The sequence below is a fragment of the Sediminibacterium sp. TEGAF015 genome (genome assembly GCF_025997995.1).
GTDB lineage: Bacteria > Bacteroidota > Bacteroidia > Chitinophagales > Chitinophagaceae > Sediminibacterium.
In genome coordinates, this window is sequence record NZ_AP026683.1 from 2,402,545 (window position 1) to 2,421,511 (window position 18,967).

Genomic DNA, 18,967 nt, shown 5'->3' on the forward strand with positions numbered 1-18,967 from the left:
TAGATGACGATTTTTTATAATCTATTCATATTTGAATAGATTAACTTTAAGCAAAAGACTACTCAATGAATCAGGGTTATACTGGAATAGACAGTCAAAAAGACAAAATGTTGTTTTTTGACATACTGGCCCAGGGAGTCATTTATGTTGATGAGCAAGGCCTGATCACAAATGCTAATAGAGCCGCTGAACATTTGTTGGGATTTGGCTTGAATGAATTGATTGGAATACCTGCCAATGACGCTCGATGGAAAACAGTAAAACCAGATTTAACTCCTTATCCATTAACGCAGCATCCTGTTTTTATTGCATTATCGTCTAGCCTGCCTGTTTTAAATAGAGTAATTGGTATTATGCATGCCAGGCAGAATAAATATATCTGGCTTTTGATAAATGCAGTACCTGAATTTGCCAATGAATCTAAAAAGCCAACCAGTGTTTTTATCACTTTCACTGAAATAACCGATCAGATTGAATTGGAAGTGAAATTGAGGAAGAAAAACAAACTACTGCACTTAGTTACTACTATTGGTCAGAAGTTTATAAATATTCCTCTCTCTCATGTTGACTTTGAGATTGCAGATGCGATTAATAAACTGGGAGAGTTTACTGGTGCAGAAAGACTAGCCATATTCGACTACGATTTTAAAAATAGAAATGCGCATTATACGTATGAATGGTGTGCTGAAGGAATTAGTTCTCAAAAAGAAAACTTTTCAATTATCCCAATACAGGAATTTTCTTCTTGGATTGATATTTTGAAAACAGGAGAGTCCATTAATATTCCCAATATTCAACAACTTCCTATAGAGAGCAAGCTGAGAAAATTATTGGCGGAAACGGAAGTAGTAAGTTTATTAGCGGTTCCTATGATTCAATCAGATGAATGTATTGGTGTTGTAATAATACAGAATATAACTAAACCCAAATACTTTGATTCTCTAGAGCAAGATCTCTTGATGATGTTTTCTGAATTATTGGTGAATATAAAAAATAGAATTCGAAATGAATCTGAGCGAGCTCAGGTAGAATTGGAAATAAAAGAATCAAGAAGAAATCTCAACGAACGATTAAAGGAGCAAAATTGCGTTTATCAAATTACAAGCCTCAGTCAGAATGAGGAACTAATAGCCTCTGAATATTTTAGTGAAATAGTCAAAATCATTCCTGCTGCATTCCAAGATCCAGCAACTACTTCCGTTTGGGTTCAATATGAGAAGGAAAGTTATTATTCAGCTCCATATAATGAAACGGATAAAAGTAGACAGTTCGATTTTTTGATTGGAACCAAACTACAAGGTTTTATCAAAGTTTTTATTTCTCCAGCGTATGAATTCTTGGAAGAAGAATTACAGATGATGAAGTCTGTTGTTGGTATTATTCAAAAATATAAATCAGTAAAGCAAAGTAAAAGAGCATTGATTGCATCTGAAGAAAAGTATCGCAGTTTAATTGAAAGTTCTGATGCATCTATAATGATGTTAAATGTAGATGGTGAGTTTCTGTATGTAAATGAAATTGCAGCGGGTATTTTCAATAAAAAACCGTCGGATTTCATTAATCATAAATACACATTATTTGATGTTGCACCGGCAGAAATTGCCAGTGAAAATATGGCCTATATCGAGCAAGTTTTTTTTAGTAAAAAAGGAAACATCATAGAAACCCACAGACATATTAATGGTCAAGAATATTGGTTTAGAAATAGTATTCAGCCTGTAAAAGATAAAACCGGAAATGTAACAGCAGTATTTGTAAACGCAACTAATATTACCGATCAAAAATTAGCAGAGGCAAGGGTTAAAGAAAGTGAATCAAAATACAGAACCCTTTTTGCGGACTCTCCAGATGGTTATTTAATCATTAAAAACGGTGTCTTTATAGATTGTAATAAGGCAAGTGAAGAAATTTTAGGAACTAATCGGGAGGGTATCATCGGTAAAACTCCTGATAGTATTTCACCCAAACTTCAACCCAATGGGCGAAATTCTAGAGAATATGCCAAAGAGCTCATTGCACAGGCATTCCAGAATAAGCGAAATCAGTTTGAATGGGTTCATATTAAAGCAAATGGAGAGTGGGTATATATAGATATTGTTCTTTCGCCCATCGTAACAGGGAGTGAACCAATTTTATTTGCTACTTGGAGAGACATAACTGCTCAAAAAGAAGCTCAGATTTTAATTAGAAAGCTACAAAGTGCAGTAGAGAAAAGCCCCATCAGTATATTTATAACTGATGCTGATGGAAATATTGAATACGTAAACCCTCATACGACCGTAACAACTGGTTATTCGTCAGAGGAGTTATTAGGGAACAACCCCAGAATATTAAAATCTGGATTTACGAATCCAAAAGTGTATGAAGAATTATGGTTTACCATTAAAAATGGAAATGTCTGGAAAGGTATATTAAACAATCGAAGGAAAAACGGTGCCTTGTACTGGGAGTCTACTACCATAACACCTATTGTTAATGAAGCGGGCGTAATTATTAATTTTATTGCTATCAAAGAAGATATCACGGAAAGGGTAAAAATTGAACGTGAGATAAAATCTTTAAATCAGAATCTGGAAAAGAAAATTAATGAACGAACAGCCGAATTGCAAAACACAAATACTGCATTGATGCAGGCTAAGAAAGAAGCGGATGATGCTAACCAGGCTAAGAGTGAATTTTTATCCAGAATGAGTCATGAGTTAAGAACACCCATGAACGCCATTTTGGGGTTTGCCCAGCTTTTAGAAATGGGAGATTTGGATGAAAAACAGATTAAATCGGTAAATCATATTTTAAACAGCGGGCAGCATTTATTGAACCTGATCAATGAAGTTTTGGAGATCACCCGTATTGAAGCAGGAAAAATTTCTATATCGCTGGAGCCAGTTAATATTATCAATGTATTCAGGGATGTAATTGAAACCTTAACACCTGCAGCAAATGCAAGAAATATTCAACTCATCAATGTATTAGATGGCAAAGAGTCTTTCTTCATAAAAGCCGATAAACAGCGTGTAAAACAGGTAATTATTAATTTGGTTAATAATGCAATTAAATATAACAGAACAGGTGGCTGGGTAAAACTTTCTGCTGTAGAATTATTAGTTAACGAAAATGCATTTATCAAAATCTGTATTGCTGATAATGGACCAGGAATTGACTCCATTCATTTAAAAAAATTATTTACTCCATTTGAGCGAATCGGTGCTGAAAATAGTGCAGTGGAAGGTACGGGATTGGGTCTTGCTGTAGTTCAGCAGTATACTGCATTAATGGGTGGAATTTGCGGCGTAGAAAGCATGCCTGATGAGGGTAGTGTTTTCTGGGTAGAATTACCCAAGTCTAATTCGCTATTAGATACAATTGAAATTCCTGAAGAAGAGATGCCTGAATTGCCTGCTCTCGAAAATACAAGTCAGGCAGTGGTTTTATACATAGAAGACAATAGTTCCAATATTGAATTGGTGAATCAAATTCTAAGCACTACAAGGCCAAATATTAAATTAGTTACTGGCGTTTATGGCAAACTTGCTGAAAGCCTTGCGTTAGAATATAAACCCAGACTTATTTTATTAGACCTTAATTTGCCAGATATGCACGGTTCAGAAGTTTTAAAAATCATTAAGACAAATGAGCAACTAAAAGATATTCCTGTAATTGTAGTTAGTGCCGATGCGGTATCTTTTCAAGTAGACCGGTTATTAGAAGCGGGCGCAAAAAAATATCTTACAAAGCCCTTTGATATTAAAGACTTTTTGAAGATAGTTGATGAGTACACTATTTACTAGCCCAAACCTGAAGTAGTACCAATTAAATTTGATTTTTGCAGATAGGATTTATCAGGAGTATGAATATAAAATAATGAAGATCCTTTGATTGTTTCAATAATATCTTTTACCTGATTGTTGGGAACAGCAGGACAACCTAAGCTTCTTCCAATATATCCTTGTTTTTTTATCAGCTGTTCATTTACATAATCTGCTCCATGAATAACAATAGCTCTCTGTTTTGCTTTGTCATTTATACCAGCTTCAATTCCTTCTAATTGTAAAGACATTCCGTGCTTACCATTGTAAACGTTTCCGGTAATGAAAAAGCCCATGCTGGATTGGTAGGATTCCATTTTATTGGAGAATTTTTCAGCCATCAGCGTTCCGGAGTTTCTTCCATGCGCAACCAGACTTTTGAATACCAATTCCATTTTTTCCATATTAATTATGAAAAGTCTTTTTTCTGAACTCGGCTTACTAAAATCTGCAATGGTGAGGAATTGTTGGTTATTGAGCTGACCGGCAAGTTTTAATTGCTGGTAAACTTTAACCGCATTTTGTAGCGCTTCAATGCTAATATTGAATTTACTCGATAGTGCGGCAGCAGTATTCTTCCATCCTTCAATTGGGTTGGCTGTTTTATTGTTGAACGCCTGTGTACTACTTAAGATAACCAGACTGAATAAGAGTAGTTTTTTCATTAGGGGGTATATGCGGATTAATTGTCAATTATTATTCCGCATGCAAAATTACCGCTATTATAACAGAGTTATACCCGAAAAACTGTTAAAATGACATATTATATGTTCGCTTGAGCCGTTTTAGATGATATTTCCCGAACTGTTTTATCTATTTCGTTGGCGGAACTAACTACAATTTCCATGATTTCTTCCTGTGTAACACCAGCATCATCTTTAATATCCAGCAGTGCAATTGCCCCCATCATTCTTGCAAGAGGTGCTCTAACCACATGTGACTGTATCCATGAAATTTCTCTGAGCGCCTTGTTCTGCAGTTCTATTGCAGACAGATTTTTTTCTAATTCAGCTGTTCTTTCTGCAACCCTTTCTTCTAAAACTGCATTTTGATTGGTTAGCTGAGACAAAAGATAAACAGTATAAAGCAAGTTCTTGATTCTGAGATCAACCTCAGTAAGGTCGAAAGGTTTGGTTAAAAAATCACTGGCCCCTCCAGACAAAGCTTTCTTTTTAGACTCTGGTGTAATGTCTGCTGTTAATACTAGTATACGCATTAATTTAAATCCATCCGGTTCTTTTTGTAATTGTTCCATTATATCGAAACCAGACATTTCCGGCATCATCAAATCTAATAGAATCAATTCTGGTTTAAAACTTTTAATCATATCCATTGCCTTAGTAGAATCGCTGATAGAGCTAACATTGGTGTAGCCTTTCATCATCAATAAATTCTCCAATACTTCAATATTGGCAAGCGTGTCGTCTATAATTAGAATTCTACTGTCTTTTAAATCTTCTGTCATGGCTTATTTATATGAGTATCAACAATTTCCAAGAATGATTTTATTTCAATAGGCTTGGTTAAGTAACCAATAGCTCCAATTGATTTTAATTCGCTAATCTGATTGGGCATAGCATCTGCGCTGATGATAATTACAGGAATTTTATTGATTTCTTCGTCTGCCTTTATTTCACGTAAAATATCCTTTCCGTGTTTATCAGGTAAGTTTAGATCTAAGAGAATAAGATTAGGTTTATTTTCTTTAATTTTTTCGATGACACCAGATCCACTCATGTGAATGATTAGCTGAACTGCCTTTCTTTTTGTACTTATAATTTCCTCAACCAATTCAATATTTGGCAGGTTATCTTCTACATATAAAATGCAACCTTTACTATCTTCTGATTCTTCATGTTGTTGTAACGCTGCAGTCTGTTGTATTCTATCTAAATGATTTTCACACTGCTGTAATTCGATCCAAAATGTACTGCCCTTTCCAAAAATACTTTTTACGCCCACTTTTCCCCCCATTAATTCTGCCAATTGTTTCACTACGGCAAGTCCTAAGCCTGTACCTTCAACGCTGGATTTCTCAGCCCCCACTCTTTCGAAAGGGATAAAGATTTTTTCCAGATCCTTCTCCTCTATTCCCCAACCATTGTCTTCAATCGATATTCGTATGGGTGTGTAACCATCTTCCGTTATTTGTTTTTCATCAACAGTTATTATTACCTGACCTCCATCGTTGTTATACTTGATGGCATTGTTTGTCAGATTGATTAAGACCTGTTTAAGTCTTTGTCTGTCTGCTCTAACGTAAATGGGCATGGTACTTTTAGGCATCCAGATTAAGCTTATCTTTTTCTGATCGGCCGAGAATTGTAATCCCTCTGTAATTTCTTTGATTACTTCATACACATCTACCGGCTCAACAGAAATACTAATTCTGCCCGATTCAATTCTTGAAATATCCAAAACTTCGTTAATAAGATTAAGTAAGTGCTTCCCACTATCTAAAATATGCTGAACTCCTTTTTCCTGAATGGGTGTTAGTTCACTCATTTGTAGTAACTGACCAAATCCTAAAATAGAATTCATTGGAGTGCGAAGTTCATGGCTCATTTTAGATAAGAAGTCAATTTTTGCCTTATTGGCTTGTTGTGCTTCTTTGTTGGCATTAATCAGTGTAATATTAACATTCTCTAGATCTAAGGTTCTTTCTTTAATTTTCTCTTCTAAGTGGTTGTTTAAATCCTTTATTTCATCTTGAATTCTCTTACGTTCCGTAATGTCTTCTTTAATGGCAATATAGTGTGTAATTTCCCCGTCATCGTTTAGGATAGGACCGATAGTTGCCTGTTCCCAATACAAGGTCCCGTCTTTTTTTCTGTTATGAAAAATTCCCTTCCACTCTTTTCCATGTGAGATATTTCCCCATAAATGCTCGTATTCTTCCAAACTGGTTTCACCTGATTTTAGTACTTTAGGATTTTTGCCCAACAATTCTTCTTGCGTATATCCAGTTGTTTGAAAGGTATAAGGGTTTGCGTATTCAATATTTCCCTCCAAATTAGTAATAACAACTGTTAAGGGTATTTGCTCTATAGCTCTGGAAAGTTTTCTTACTTTTTCTTCCGCTACTTTTTTATCGGTTATATCTATACCCATACATTGCATTTCCAGAGGTCTTCCATTGGCATCTGCCAGGCAAACAAATTCCCACAATGTGGTCATCGTTCCTCCTTCTTTTCTGGGCTTATCTAATTCTACTTGGTGAACTGTTCCCGGATTTTTGATACACGCTAAAACAACTTCCTGTGTTTTTTTGTGATGATATCCACAAATGGATTTTAAAGAGTCTCCATCGGAAAGCCCCTTATCTTCATATAACCATCCAAAAGTTTCTGCAAACGTTTTATTCCAAAAAGTATGCTTGCCCGTTAAGTCTGTCCTTAATACATAATGGGTTGGACTATTTACAATATTCAATAAGCGCTCTTCACTTTCTGCAATTTGCTTATTGTATTCAACCCTTAATTTCATGTTGGCATACAATTCGGCAAATATGGACAATAGGTTTTGTTCTTCTGAAGTAAAAAAATGTTTTTTATTAACAACGTCCAGACCTAGAAATCCCAGACAATCCTGGCCTTGAAATATAGGTACGGTTATAAGGCTTTGAACTTTCTGTTCTTCTAGTGCTTTTTTAACAGGATCACTATCCGGTAATGCACTCACATCCGGTATATGAATTGAATTTCTCTGTGTATGCTGGTTGGTCCAATCTGATAATACAGAAAGTGGAATATTTTGTAAATCAGTTTTATGTGAAGTAATTCCGTCGCCGCACCATTCATACGTGTTATTACTAATCCCTCTTTTAAAGTCATACTCAAAAATATAAGCACGATCGGCTTCTAAAAACTCACCTAATTCTTTCAATGAATTTTGTACAGAAATGTCCGGGTCATTTGCCAATCCCCCCAGATAATCCTTAGCAGTTTTGGTAATCAAATGCTGCAGCCGATTCTGAAAACGTAGTTTTTTCTCAATATTTATCTGAGCCGTAATATTGGTAACAGTTGTCAGAATTCTTTTTATTGTAATTCCGTCTTCCTGAAATTCCGGCTCAGCTTCCATTAAAATCCAGGTAGTATGTTTTGTTTTTAATTGATGTATACCTGCTATTACATCTTGAACTGGTTTTTTTGTTTTTAGGACTACATTAGAGGGGTACTCTTCCTTAGGTAATATGTTTCCGTCAAAATCAATTATTATATATCCTTCTTCTTGAGATTGAAGCTTGGTGAATTCATCTACCCTTACACCTAAAATGCGCTCTGCTGCTTTATTTGCTAAGATCGGATTTCCTTCTGCGTCTGAATAAACAATACCAATATTTATTCTGTGTAATAATTTTTCATTCAGTAATTGACTGTCCTTCATTGTCCACAATTTTTTGGAACCGATTAAAGTTAACAAAATATATGCGTATGCGCTGAACGCAATACAGTAGATTCGCAGCTGACGATTATTTGAAATCATGTTCTATAAAATATTAACGGTTGCAGGCTTAGCCACATTTGAAATTTATGCTGCTATACCTGCGGGTTTTGCCTTTGGTATATCTCCGATTACCATATTCATCACTACAATGATTGGAGGTTTGGCGGGTGTTTTTATCGCAGCTTTTTTAGGTAAGCATATTCAACAGTATATTAACCGTTTCAGGAAACCCAAGCCCCCAAAGGAGGATAAAAATGCTTTGATTTTTAAGATCTGGGAAAAATATGGCGTTATTGGTCTCGGCTTTTTTGGAACACTTACGGTTGGAGCACCAGTGAGTATTGGTGTTGGAACGGGATTAAATGTTTCCATTCAAAAGCTATTAGTTTGGTGCTGTATTGGAGTGGTAACACGATGTGCCATTTTTACTACCTTGGGACACTATGGAATGAAACTGATTGATTAATGGGACAAAAAATAAAAAATATCATTTTTGATTTAGGGGGGGTATTACTGAATATTGATTTTAAACTAACTAGTAATGCCTTTAAAGAACTGGGCGTATATCATTTTGACGAAATGTTCACCCAGCATTTTTCTAACCCACTTTTTGAATTGCTTGAAACAGGTAAAATTGATGAAGCTGCATTTTATGAAGCTTTCAGAAAAGAAGCAGGGTTGCCTTTAACCAATGAGCAAATAAGGGATGCCTGGAATGCATTGTTGCTGGATTTTCCTGCTGAAAGAATTGAATGGCTGGAAAAAATTGCCAGACAATACAGAATCTTTTTATTCTCAAATACCAACCAGATTCATTACGATTGTTTTATTCAGCATTTCAGCGATAGGTTCAATGGTAAAAATTTTAATGACTTTTTTGAAAAAGCATATTACTCTCAATTCCTTGGGTTAAGAAAACCTTATCCTGCATCTTTTCAGGCAATTGTAAATGAGCAAGAAATTCTTCCATCTGAAACCTTATTTATTGATGATACTCTGAAAAATATTGAGGCAGCAAGCCAACTGGGTTTTCAGACCATTCACCTCCAAAGCCCCACAAGTGTACTTGATCTTAAGCTGATTTGATTGGTCAATAACCAGGAAATTATTACTTAACTTCTTCAAAATCAAGGTAATCACCTTTGCTGGAAGCATTTGAAAATGCCCCATTACCCGAATTTGAAGCTGGTTTTTGCTGATTACCGGATTGCTGTGACTGGTAGGCTTCTTGTTGCTGATAAGCTTGTTGTGCCTGCATTTCAGCCATTTTCTTTTTCAACTGATTGGCGGTTCGACTAACAGGTATTACCAATCCAAATATGAACCTGTACAAGAAATAGATGGCCAAACTCCAGAATAATACTTTGAACATAAGGCAGTAAAACTAGCATTTAAGCTTAAAATGGCTTGTTAAAACCTGCTAAAACAGGAAGAACGGTAAAAATTTGGATGCTAGCCTAATTTTTGCGTACCTTTGCTGTAAGCTAAGAAACAAAAGAAGGGAACGACTATCGTTCCCTTCTCCTTTTTTACTATGGCAACAGACAAAAATATAGCACAAATAGAGGCGTTTTTAGAGACTTTACTGCAGGAAGAACCCAGTTACTTTCTGGTCTCTATTAAAATTAAGCCTACAGACAATATCAAGATTTTTCTGGATGGGGACAATGGTCTTCCCATTGAGAAGTGTGTATACTTTAACAGAAAACTATATCATTTGATAGAAGAAGCTGGTCTTTACGAGGAAGGGGCTTTTTCACTGGAAGTTTCATCACCTGGAATTGACGAACCGCTTAAATTAAAACGCCAGTACCAAAAAAATATTGGTAGAACCCTTCAGGTTGTTTTTAATGACAACACAATTAAAGAGGGTGTTCTGGAAACAGTAGCAGAATCAGACATCATGCTTTTATGTACTACAGGAAAAGGCAAAAAGGCAGTTACAGAACAAGTTCTTATTCCTTTTGAAAATATAAAATCAACAACCGTTCAAATTAAATTTTAGCAGAATAAAAAAACAGCGTTATGGCAAGTATAAACTTAATTGAAGCGTTTCAGGAGTTTAAAGACGCAGAAAATATTGATCGTCCCACGATGATGAAAGTGGTGGAAGATGTATTTAAAACCTTACTGCGTAAGAAGTTTGGCGCCGATGACAACTTCGACGTAATTGTAAACGCAGAAAAAGGTGACCTTGAAATCATCCGAAGAAGAATGATTGTAGAAGACGGGGAAGTAAACGATCCACTTGCTGAAATTGCTTATTCTGAAGCCGCTAAAATTGAACCTGACTTTGAAGTTGGAGAAGAATTGTATGAGGAGGTTGATATTCTTGACTTCGGCCGTAGAGCAATCTTAGCTGCCAAACAAACTTTGGCAAGCCGTATTAGTGACTTGAAAAAGAATGTTCTGGTTAAAAAGTATGGTGACCGTATTGGGGAAATCATCAGCGCAGAAGTTTATCAGGTTTGGAAGAAAGAAGTTTTATTATTGGACGAAGAAGGCAATGAATTGATTTTGCCTAAATCTGAGCAGATTCCTCAGGATTATTTTAAAAAGGGTGAAAATATCCGCGCAGTTGTTGCCCGTGTAGACCTGAAGAACAATACTCCAGTCATTATTCTTTCCAGAACCAGCCCAATGTTCCTGGCTAAATTGCTGGAAATTGAGGTACCTGAAATTTTTGATGGCCTGATTGCTATCAAGAAAATTGTTCGTGAACCAGGTGACAGGGCAAAAGTGGCGGTTGAATCTTACGATGACCGTATTGACCCTGTTGGTGCTTGTGTTGGTATGAAAGGTAGCCGTATTCACGGGATTGTTCGTGAATTGAAAAACGAAAATATCGACGTTATTAATTACACTACCAATATCCAGTTGTTGATTCAGCGTTCATTAACGCCGGCTAAAATTAGCTATATGGACCTGGATAATGATAAAAAGCAGGCGAATGTTTATCTGAAAGCCGATCAGGTTTCATTGGCTATTGGCCGTAGAGGGGTAAACATTAAACTGGCTTGTGAATTAACGGGTTACGAAATTGATGTTTATCGTGAGGACGAAGAAATCAGTGATGAATTTGATATTGATCTGGACGAATTCAGCGATGAAATTGAAACTTGGATTATTGATGAATTCAAGAAAATTGGTTGTGATACCGGCCGCAGTATTCTGAAGCTTACTGTTGATGAGTTAGAGCGCAGAACCGATTTGGAGCGTGAAACCATTGAAGAAGTAAGAAAAGTATTGCAAGAAGAATTTGATAGAGAAGAATAAGCAGCCAATAACCACGTATATTTGTCAAGTATGCGTGGCTTGATTGTTACGCATATTAGGACCCAAAAACAAAGAATGTCAGAACTGAAATTACCGAGACTGTTAGCAGCCGCCAAAGAATTCAATATTGGTCAGGATACCCTGATCGAATTTTTGGTGAAGAAAGGATTTAACAGAGATGACCTGAAGCCAACTGCAAAGCTTCAGGAAGACCATTACCGTGCCCTTCAGGCAGAATTCCAGGGCGACAAAGTTGCCAAGAACAAAGCAGACCAGGTAGAGATTCCTAAAGGAGGTCAAACCGAGGCTAAGAAGAAGAAAGACGAGGAAGAAATTACTTTTAGAAAAGAAGAGAAAAAGCCTGTAGCTGAACCGGCTGCTCCTCCTGTACAGGCAACAGTTGTTGCCAAAGAAGAAGTGCCGGAAAAAGAAACGGCTCCAGTTGCAGCGGCTTCGGTTACCCCAGAGCCTGTAGCTGAACAACCAAAACCAGCCCCAGTTGCTGTTCCAGAACCGGAACCCACGGTTGAGAAAGTTGTTGTAGCAGAAGTAGTGAAACCCGAGCCTGCCACTATAGAAGGTCCGAAAGTGATCAATAAAATTGATTTATCAACCATTGATTCTTCGACCCGTCCAAAGAAAACGGCAAAGAAACCAGAGCCGGCAGTTGAAAAGAAAGTTGAACAGGCTAAACCTGCTCCAGCGCAAGAAGCACCAGCTCCTGCTCCCGCAGCCCCGATTGCTGTAGTACCCGAGCCTGCACCAGCAGCCGTTCCTGCTCCCACTGCAGTGGAAACAGCACCTACTATTGAAAATATTCGTGCTGAAAAATTGGAAGGCCCCAAAATTTTAGGAAAAATTGAACTTCCCATTAATAGTGATACACGTCCGAAGCCAATGGGCAGAGACGAAAAGCGTAAGCGCAAACGTATTCCTGTTGACAAGAAAGGGGAGCCGAATACAAATGTTCCAAAAGATGCAGAAGGAAGACCATTAACTGGTCCTAACCGTCCGATTGTACCTGCTAGAAATAACAACGCAAATAGCGGTGGTGGTGGATTCAACAGAGGTGGACAAGGTCAGGGTGGTGGATTCAATCGCGGTGGTCAGGGTGGCGGAAACAGAAGAAACGATAGAAATGCACCAAGAACAGAAGAAAAGGAAATAGATCAAAAAGCCATACAGGAAAAAATCAGAGAAACCCAGGCTAAGCTTGCCGGAACGGGTGGCAGAGGTAAGAGCTTAAAAGCGAAATACCGCAGAGCCAAGCGTGATGAAGCAGCTGAATCAATGGGCGAAGAAATGACGGATGACAACAAACTACAGGTTACAGAATTTGTAACGGTAAGTGAGTTGGCTAACCTGATGGATGTAAGTTTTGCCGATGTAATTGGCAAGTGTATGAACCTGGGTATTATGGTTTCTATTAATCAGCGTTTGGATGCTGAAGTAATTGAACTGGTAGCCAGTGAATTTGGTTTTGAAGTTGAATTTATTGGACTGGAAGACGTTGATGAATTAGAGGGAGATGATGAAGTGGATGATGAAGCAGATTTACAGGAACGTCCTCCAATTGTTACCATCATGGGTCACGTTGACCACGGTAAAACTTCTTTGCTAGACTATATCCGTAACGCGAATGTAGTAGCAGGGGAAGCGGGTGGTATCACTCAGCATATTGGTGCTTATGAAGTAACTTTACCTAATGGTAAAGCCATTACCTTCCTGGATACCCCAGGTCACGAGGCATTCACTGCCATGCGTGCCCGTGGTGCCAAAGTAACCGATATCTCTATTATTGTAGTTGCTGCGGATGATGCGGTAATGCCTCAAACAAAAGAAGCCATCAGTCACTCTCAGGCTGCATCTGTTCCGATGATTTTTGCGGTGAACAAAATAGACAAGGACGGAGCCAATCCTCAAAAAATATATGAGCAACTTTCTCAGATGAATATTCTGGTGGAAGCCTGGGGTGGAAAATTCCAAAACCAGGAACTTTCTGCTAAACAAGGTTTGAATGTTGATCTTCTATTAGAGAAAGTATTGTTGGAAGCTGAATTATTAGACCTGAAAGCCAATCCGAATAGAGAAGCAGTAGGTACAATTATTGAAGCATCACTTGATAAAGGAAGAGGCTATGTAGCAACCATTTTGGTTCAGAACGGTACCCTTCGTCAGGGAGATTTAATTGTTTCCGGACAATATTTTGGTAGAGTAAAAGCCATGTTTAATGAGCGTAATCAGCGCATTAATGAAGCCCCACCTTCTACTCCTGTGGTTATCTTAGGTTTGAACGGTGCACCTCAAGCAGGTGAGAAGTTCAAGGTATTTGAAGATGAGGCAGAAGCCAAAGAAGTTGCTACCAAGAGAGCTCAAATATCCAGAGAGCAAGGACTTCGTGCACGTAAACACATTACATTGGATGAAATTGGCCGTCGTCTTGCATTGGGTAACTTTAAAGAACTTAACATTATTATTAAAGGGGATGTGGACGGTTCTGTGGAAGCATTGAGTGACTCTTTACAAAAACTAAGTACTGCAGAAATTGCTGTTAGAGTTGTATTAAAAGGAGTTGGTCAGATTTCTGAAAGTGACGTATTGCTGGCCACAGCATCTGATGCTATTATTATTGGATTTAACGTACGTCCTTCTATGCAAGCCAACAGATTGGCGGATACCGAAGGTGTACAGATTAAGCTATACTCTATCATCTACCAGGCAATTGATGAAATCAAGAGTGCTATGGAAGGTATGCTTGAGCCTAAGATTCAGGAAAAGATTACCGCTAACGTTGAAGTTAGAGAAGTATACAAGTTTGATAAAGCCACAGTGGCTGGTTGTTATGTACTGGAAGGTAAAATTTCCAGAAACAGTAAAATCAGAATTATCAGAGACGGTATTGTGGAATATCCCAAAGGGGAAGGCCAAAGTGCTGAACTGGGCAGCTTGAAACGCTTTAAAGACGACGTGAAGGATGTATCTACCAATATGGAGTGTGGTTTAACCATTAAAAACTTCAATGACCTAAAAGTAGGAGATATTGTAGAAGCTTTTGAAGAAGAAGAAGTAAAGCGTACTTTATAAATTGTAAACGAACATAAAGCCTCAAACCTAGTGTTTGGGGCTTTTATAATTTGTTAAAAGGTTGGTCAATCGCTGAAAACCTTATTTGTTTGATTATTTTTGAATACTATGCAAGGGATGAAAAAAATTGGGATGCTACTCGGAATATTGCTGTTGACCTTTTCAGTAACAGCAGATGCTCAATCCAAAAAAGTGGTTGCTGATAAAATTATTGGACAAGTAGGCGACAAGATTATTCTTCGTTCTGATGTATTGAATACTATAGCGGATGCCAAGAGACAAACGCAAGGACAAGAAAATGTGGTATTGCCCACAGAATGTCAAGTGTTGGAAGGTCAGCTAATCAGGAAAGCTTTATTGCTTCAGGCTCAGAAAGATTCTCTTAAAGTAGAAGACGACGAAATTGAAGCAGAACTAGACAATCGCATACGTCAAACCATTCAGCAGTACGGTTCTAAAGATATATTGGAAGAGATTGCAGGTAAAACTGTTTACCAGTTAAAAGATGATTTCAGAGAAGCTTTCCGCGAACAAAAGCTGGCGGATCAGATGCAAAGAAAGATTGTTGATAATATTAAAATTACACCTACAGAAGTAAAGCAGTATTTCAGCAAGACGCCAACAGATAGTCTCCCTTTCTATGAAAGTGAAGTGGAAATCAGTCAGATTATGATGATTCCCAAAGCCAATAAAGATGTGGAAGAGTATGTAGCCAAGCAGTTATACGATTATAGAAAACAGGCAGAAGCCCAGGGTGCCAAAAAGTTTGAGCAACTGGCTAAAAATTTCTCTGAAGATCCTGCTGTAAAGGAGAATGCAGGTCAGTATACATTGAATAGAAATGATAAATTCTGGGATCCTGCTTTTCTTGCGGGTGCATTCCGTTTAAAAGAAGGTCAGATTTCTCCGGTGATTAAGTCTAAGTTTGGGTTGCATATCATCATGATGATTAGCCGCTCAGGTGATGAAGCCATTGTGCGTCATATTTTAAGAATACCTCCTATTACTGAAGATGAGATTAAAGAAACAACGGATAAATTGGATTCAATCCGCACTCAGATTCAGTCTGGCAAAATCAGTTTCCCTGAAGCAGTAAGTAAGTATTCCGATGATGAGAACAGCAAGTTTAGTGCGGGTGCCATGGTAGGCAGAGATGGATCTACCTTTATTTCTCTGGATATGTTAGACAAAGACATGATTCAGCCAATCAGTAAAATGAAACCAGGTGATATTTCTGCACCTCAGGTATACCAAGACGAAAGAGGCAGAAAAGTAGCCCGTATTATCTATTTTAAATCCAGAAAGGATCCACACAGAGAAAACTTGAAGGACGATTATAACCGTATATCTCAGCGTGCATTGGAAGAAAAAAAGAATGCGACCCTTGAAAAATGGTTCAAAGAACATATTCCTACTTACTATGTTTTGATAGACAAAGAGTTCAGCAAGTGTTCTGAGCTAGAGCAATGGAGACAAGCTGCCGCAAGTGCAGCTGCTGGAAGAAAACAGTAATTCAATCAAAAACTTGATAGTCAACCATTAAGAAAAGTGAAAAACGATCTTAATGGTTTTTTTGTGCTCATTATTCGCTAGCGAAAAAATTTATTTGGAAATTGCATGTATATACATGTATATTTGCATTGTGAAATTAGAACAAGCCATACAAAGCAATAAATTCAAGAATGAAATGCATAAAGCAAGTCTGAATATATTGTATACAGCTTGGTGGTTAAAGACGCAAATGAGCAAGGTTTTAAAGGAATTTGGGTTAACACACGAGCAATACAATGTAATGCGCATTTTAAAAGGCAAGTATCCTGAGCAAATATGTGTGAAAGATATTAGTTGCAGAATGATAGAGAAAAGCTCTAATGTTCCCAGGATTATTGATAGACTAGTCTTAAAAAAACTGGTAAAGCGTGCGGATTCTCCTACAGATAAGCGGGAAACAGTGATTACGCTTACGCAGGCAGGTTTGGCTGTGTTGGCTGCTTCTACCGATAGTGTGAACCAATTAATGGAGGAAATGGTTCAGATTGAGACTAATGAAGCGCTGGAATTAAACAGATTGTTGGAAAGAATGCGTGGCACAGAAGTTTAATTTTTTTTGATTCATTACATGTATATACACTTAAATAATATTTTATGAAAACAGTATTACACAAAGCCAATACAAGAGGCCATAATAGTTTTGGCTGGTTAAATAGTTTCCACAGTTTTAGCTTCGGACATTATTATGATCCTGAGAGAATACATTTTGGTGCACTTAGAGTATTAAATGATGATACAGTTGCTCCCGGAATGGGATTTGGAAAGCACCCACATGATAATATGGAAATCGTTTCTATCCCATTGCATGGAGATTTACATCACCAAGATAGTACTGGAAGAAATGAAATTATCCGTCAGCACGATGTTCAGATAATGAGTGCAGGTACTGGTATTGCCCATAGCGAAATGAATGCCAATAAGGACAAAGAAGTAAAATTTTTGCAAATATGGGTGTTGCCTAAGCAAATGAATATAGCTCCTAGATACGAGCAGAAATCATTTAATCCGGCAGATCGTCAGAATCAGATTTTAACAGTTGTTGCACCAGATAACAAAGAGGCTGTTTGGATTAACCAGGATGCCTGGTTTTCTTTAGCCAACTTTGACGCAGGAAGATCAGCAAGCTATGAACTTAAAAAACAGGAAAGTGGAGTTTATGTTTTTGTAATTGCAGGTAAGGCAACTGTTAACGGTGTTGAATTGGATGAGCGTGATGGCTTAGGCATTTCCGATGTAAAAGAGTTGGAGGTTTTTGCTAATAGTCAAACCGAATTGTTGTTAATTGAAGTTCCCATGAACATTAATTTATCATAAGATGAAAAACAGAACAATTGAAACCATTGCCTACGGACAACCCATGGATATGGGAGGTTTTCCTATCCGTCAGGCATTGCCTTCCAGCAAAGCAGATAGCATAGATCCATTCCTTTTATTGCACCATGCCGTATTAAAGGTAGACCCCAATGTGGATGTTAAACATGCTGGTGTTGGACCACATCCCCATCGTGGATTTTCACCTGTTAGCTTTATTTTTAAAGGAGGTGTACATCACAGAGACAGCCGTGGAAACAGTCATGTTGTTTACGAGGGTGGCACGCAATGGATGAATGCTGGAATGGGTGTCATTCACAGTGAACGCCCACCAGCAGATATTCAGCAACTTGGTGGCGTACAGGAATTAATCCAGTTATGGATTAATACACCTGCAGCAAATAAAATGGAAGTGCCGGCATATATTCCGCTCTCTAAAGAAGAAACACCTGTTGTGTTGTCTGAAGATAAATTGGCAGAAGTGCAGGTGGTAGCTGGCGAACTTAATGGAGTTAAAGGTCCGATTGTTCCACATACCCCCATCAACATGTTCACCATTCGTATGCAAAAAGGAGCGAAAACTGACATCCCTTTTTCAAATTCGCACAACGCATTTATTTATGTTTTAAACGGGAAAATTGTTTTGAATCAGGAAGAGGAAATTCCTGCTCACTATCTGGCATCTTTCCATAAAGATGGAGATGGTATTTCTATTCATGCAATGGAGGAAGCTACAATATTAATGGGTACGGGTGAACCACTAAATGAACCCGTTGTTTCTCACGGCCCCTTTGTCATGAACAATCAAACCCAGTTATTAGAAGCTTTCCGCGACTATCAGTTAGGTAAAATGGGTGTTCTTATTGAGGAATAAACCCAATTGACTCAACGAAAAAATTACACTACTTAAAATTTTATACATCTTTTTTAACAAACAAAAATTACAACAATGGCTACTTACAAAATTGACCCAATGCACAGTGAAATCACTTTTAAAGTGAAACACTTAATGATTACCAATGTAACCGGTAGTTTTCAGCAATTTGATGCAACTATGGAAGCAAATGCAGAAGATTTCAGCGACGCTAAAATTAGCTTTGAAGCAGATATCAACAGCATTTCTACCAGCAACGAACAAAGAGATACTCACTTGAAGAGCGATGATTTCTTTTCTGCTGAACAATTTCCTAAACTTAGTTTTACTTCTACTTCCTTTACCCATAAGGGTGGATCAGATTATGTTTTAAACGGAGACCTTACTATAAAGGGCAATACCAAGCCAGTAAGTCTGAATGTTGAATTCGGTGGAAGAATGACTGATTTCTATGGTCAGGACAAAGCTGGATTTGAAATTTCCGGTAAAATCAACAGAAGTGAATTCGGGTTAACCTGGAGCGCTGTAACCGAAGCTGGCGGTGTTGTGGTAAGCGATGAAATTAAGTTAAACCTGGCTGTTCAAATGGTTAAGCAAGCATAGTCTTTGTTGTGCA

The 18,967-nt window shown here is 37.6% G+C and carries 15 protein-coding genes; 11 read left to right on the forward strand and 4 right to left on the reverse strand.

Annotation, left to right across the window (positions count from 1 at the left end; all coding sequences use genetic code 11):
* Positions 1-65 precede the first annotated feature (65 nt).
* Positions 66-3,788 carry a PAS domain S-box protein gene (locus TEGAF0_RS10790; RefSeq protein WP_264898196.1) on the forward strand — a complete coding sequence of 1,241 codons (3,723 nt, stop codon included), beginning with the start codon at positions 66-68 and terminating at the stop codon, positions 3,786-3,788.
* On the opposite strand, the gene TEGAF0_RS10795 is transcribed toward TEGAF0_RS10790, so the two are convergent.
* The 3 genes from TEGAF0_RS10795 to TEGAF0_RS10805 all read right to left on the reverse strand — a co-directional run bounded on the left by TEGAF0_RS10795 (position 3,785) and on the right by TEGAF0_RS10805 (position 8,195).
* The gene (locus TEGAF0_RS10795) at positions 3,785-4,471 is read right to left on the reverse strand and encodes a murein L,D-transpeptidase catalytic domain family protein (protein WP_264898199.1); all 687 of its coding nucleotides are present in this window, start codon (positions 4,469-4,471) and stop codon (positions 3,785-3,787) included. The two genes, TEGAF0_RS10790 and TEGAF0_RS10795, sit on opposite strands and share 4 nt — an antisense overlap.
* 98 nt (positions 4,472-4,569) lie before the next feature.
* On the reverse strand, positions 4,570-5,271 hold the full coding sequence (locus tag TEGAF0_RS10800; RefSeq protein WP_264898201.1) for a response regulator: 702 nt from the start codon (positions 5,269-5,271) through the stop codon (positions 4,570-4,572).
* A complete protein-coding gene (locus TEGAF0_RS10805; RefSeq protein ID WP_264898202.1) occupies positions 5,268-8,195 on the reverse strand; it encodes a PAS domain S-box protein in 2,928 nt (975 codons plus the stop codon). The genes TEGAF0_RS10800 and TEGAF0_RS10805 overlap by 4 nt, the downstream gene beginning before the upstream one ends.
* Positions 8,196-8,292: 97 nt before the next feature.
* Between TEGAF0_RS10805 and TEGAF0_RS10810 the strand changes: the two genes are divergently transcribed.
* Together TEGAF0_RS10810 and TEGAF0_RS10815 are read left to right on the forward strand one after the other, a co-directional pair.
* A complete protein-coding gene (locus tag TEGAF0_RS10810) occupies positions 8,293-8,721 on the forward strand; it encodes a small multi-drug export protein (protein ID WP_264898203.1) in 429 nt (142 codons plus the stop codon).
* Positions 8,721-9,341 (forward strand): HAD family hydrolase, encoded by a 621-nt coding sequence (locus TEGAF0_RS10815; protein WP_264898204.1) that lies wholly within the window; start codon positions 8,721-8,723, stop codon positions 9,339-9,341. The genes TEGAF0_RS10810 and TEGAF0_RS10815 overlap by 1 nt, the downstream gene beginning before the upstream one ends.
* A 22-nt stretch (positions 9,342-9,363) precedes the next feature.
* Here TEGAF0_RS10815 and TEGAF0_RS10820 read toward each other — a convergent pair whose 3' ends face one another.
* Complete coding sequence (locus tag TEGAF0_RS10820) at positions 9,364-9,627, reverse strand: DUF4834 family protein (protein ID WP_264898205.1); 264 nt, start codon at positions 9,625-9,627, stop codon at positions 9,364-9,366.
* 162 nt (positions 9,628-9,789) lie between these two features.
* Here TEGAF0_RS10820 and TEGAF0_RS10825 point away from each other — a divergent pair, with 162 nt between their 5' ends.
* The 8 genes from TEGAF0_RS10825 (at position 9,790) to TEGAF0_RS10860 (ending at position 18,954) form a co-directional block, all read left to right on the forward strand.
* A complete protein-coding gene (locus TEGAF0_RS10825; RefSeq protein WP_264898207.1) occupies positions 9,790-10,260 on the forward strand; it encodes an LSm family protein in 471 nt (156 codons plus the stop codon).
* A gap of 20 nt (positions 10,261-10,280) precedes the next feature.
* Positions 10,281-11,531, forward strand: a complete 1,251-nt coding sequence (gene nusA / locus TEGAF0_RS10830) for a transcription termination factor NusA (protein WP_264898208.1) — start codon at positions 10,281-10,283, stop codon at positions 11,529-11,531.
* Positions 11,532-11,606: 75 nt separating this feature from the next.
* Positions 11,607-14,615: a translation initiation factor IF-2 gene (gene infB, locus TEGAF0_RS10835; RefSeq protein WP_264898209.1), complete on the forward strand. Its 3,009-nt coding sequence runs from the start codon at positions 11,607-11,609 to the stop codon at positions 14,613-14,615.
* Positions 14,616-14,732: 117 nt separating this feature from the next.
* Positions 14,733-16,127: a peptidylprolyl isomerase gene (locus TEGAF0_RS10840; protein ID WP_264898210.1), complete on the forward strand. Its 1,395-nt coding sequence runs from the start codon at positions 14,733-14,735 to the stop codon at positions 16,125-16,127.
* A 130-nt stretch (positions 16,128-16,257) separates the two neighbouring features.
* The gene (locus TEGAF0_RS10845; protein ID WP_264898211.1) at positions 16,258-16,716 is read left to right on the forward strand and encodes a MarR family winged helix-turn-helix transcriptional regulator; all 459 of its coding nucleotides are present in this window, start codon (positions 16,258-16,260) and stop codon (positions 16,714-16,716) included.
* A 44-nt stretch (positions 16,717-16,760) separates the two neighbouring features.
* Positions 16,761-17,480, forward strand: coding sequence for a pirin family protein (locus tag TEGAF0_RS10850; RefSeq protein WP_264898212.1), 720 nt, complete (start codon positions 16,761-16,763; stop codon positions 17,478-17,480).
* A gap of 1 nt (position 17,481) precedes the next feature.
* The gene (locus TEGAF0_RS10855; RefSeq protein ID WP_264898214.1) at positions 17,482-18,351 is read left to right on the forward strand and encodes a pirin family protein; all 870 of its coding nucleotides are present in this window, start codon (positions 17,482-17,484) and stop codon (positions 18,349-18,351) included.
* 75 nt (positions 18,352-18,426) lie between these two features.
* Positions 18,427-18,954, forward strand: a complete 528-nt coding sequence (locus TEGAF0_RS10860) for a YceI family protein (RefSeq protein ID WP_264898215.1) — start codon at positions 18,427-18,429, stop codon at positions 18,952-18,954.
* The last annotated feature ends 13 nt before the right edge of the window (positions 18,955-18,967 follow it).

Excerpts from the sequence above, each read along its gene's own strand:
- TEGAF0_RS10860 (WP_264898215.1), top strand. The coding sequence starts at position 18,427 with ATGGCTACTTACAAAATTGACCCAATGCACAGTGAAATCACTTTTAAA.
- TEGAF0_RS10790 (WP_264898196.1), top strand. The coding sequence starts at position 66 with ATGAATCAGGGTTATACTGGAATAGACAGTCAAAAAGACAAAATGTTG.
- TEGAF0_RS10850 (WP_264898212.1), top strand. The coding sequence starts at position 16,761 with ATGAAAACAGTATTACACAAAGCCAATACAAGAGGCCATAATAGTTTT.
- TEGAF0_RS10820 (WP_264898205.1), bottom strand. The coding sequence starts at position 9,627 with ATGTTCAAAGTATTATTCTGGAGTTTGGCCATCTATTTCTTGTACAGG.
- TEGAF0_RS10810 (WP_264898203.1), top strand. The coding sequence starts at position 8,293 with ATGTTCTATAAAATATTAACGGTTGCAGGCTTAGCCACATTTGAAATT.
- nusA (WP_264898208.1), top strand. The coding sequence starts at position 10,281 with ATGGCAAGTATAAACTTAATTGAAGCGTTTCAGGAGTTTAAAGACGCA.
- TEGAF0_RS10855 (WP_264898214.1), top strand. The coding sequence starts at position 17,482 with ATGAAAAACAGAACAATTGAAACCATTGCCTACGGACAACCCATGGAT.
- TEGAF0_RS10825 (WP_264898207.1), top strand. The coding sequence starts at position 9,790 with ATGGCAACAGACAAAAATATAGCACAAATAGAGGCGTTTTTAGAGACT.
- TEGAF0_RS10795 (WP_264898199.1), bottom strand. The coding sequence starts at position 4,471 with ATGAAAAAACTACTCTTATTCAGTCTGGTTATCTTAAGTAGTACACAG.
- TEGAF0_RS10800 (WP_264898201.1), bottom strand. The coding sequence starts at position 5,271 with ATGACAGAAGATTTAAAAGACAGTAGAATTCTAATTATAGACGACACG.
- TEGAF0_RS10805 (WP_264898202.1), bottom strand. The coding sequence starts at position 8,195 with ATGAAGGACAGTCAATTACTGAATGAAAAATTATTACACAGAATAAAT.
- TEGAF0_RS10840 (WP_264898210.1), top strand. The coding sequence starts at position 14,733 with ATGAAAAAAATTGGGATGCTACTCGGAATATTGCTGTTGACCTTTTCA.
- TEGAF0_RS10815 (WP_264898204.1), top strand. The coding sequence starts at position 8,721 with ATGGGACAAAAAATAAAAAATATCATTTTTGATTTAGGGGGGGTATTA.
- infB (WP_264898209.1), top strand. The coding sequence starts at position 11,607 with ATGTCAGAACTGAAATTACCGAGACTGTTAGCAGCCGCCAAAGAATTC.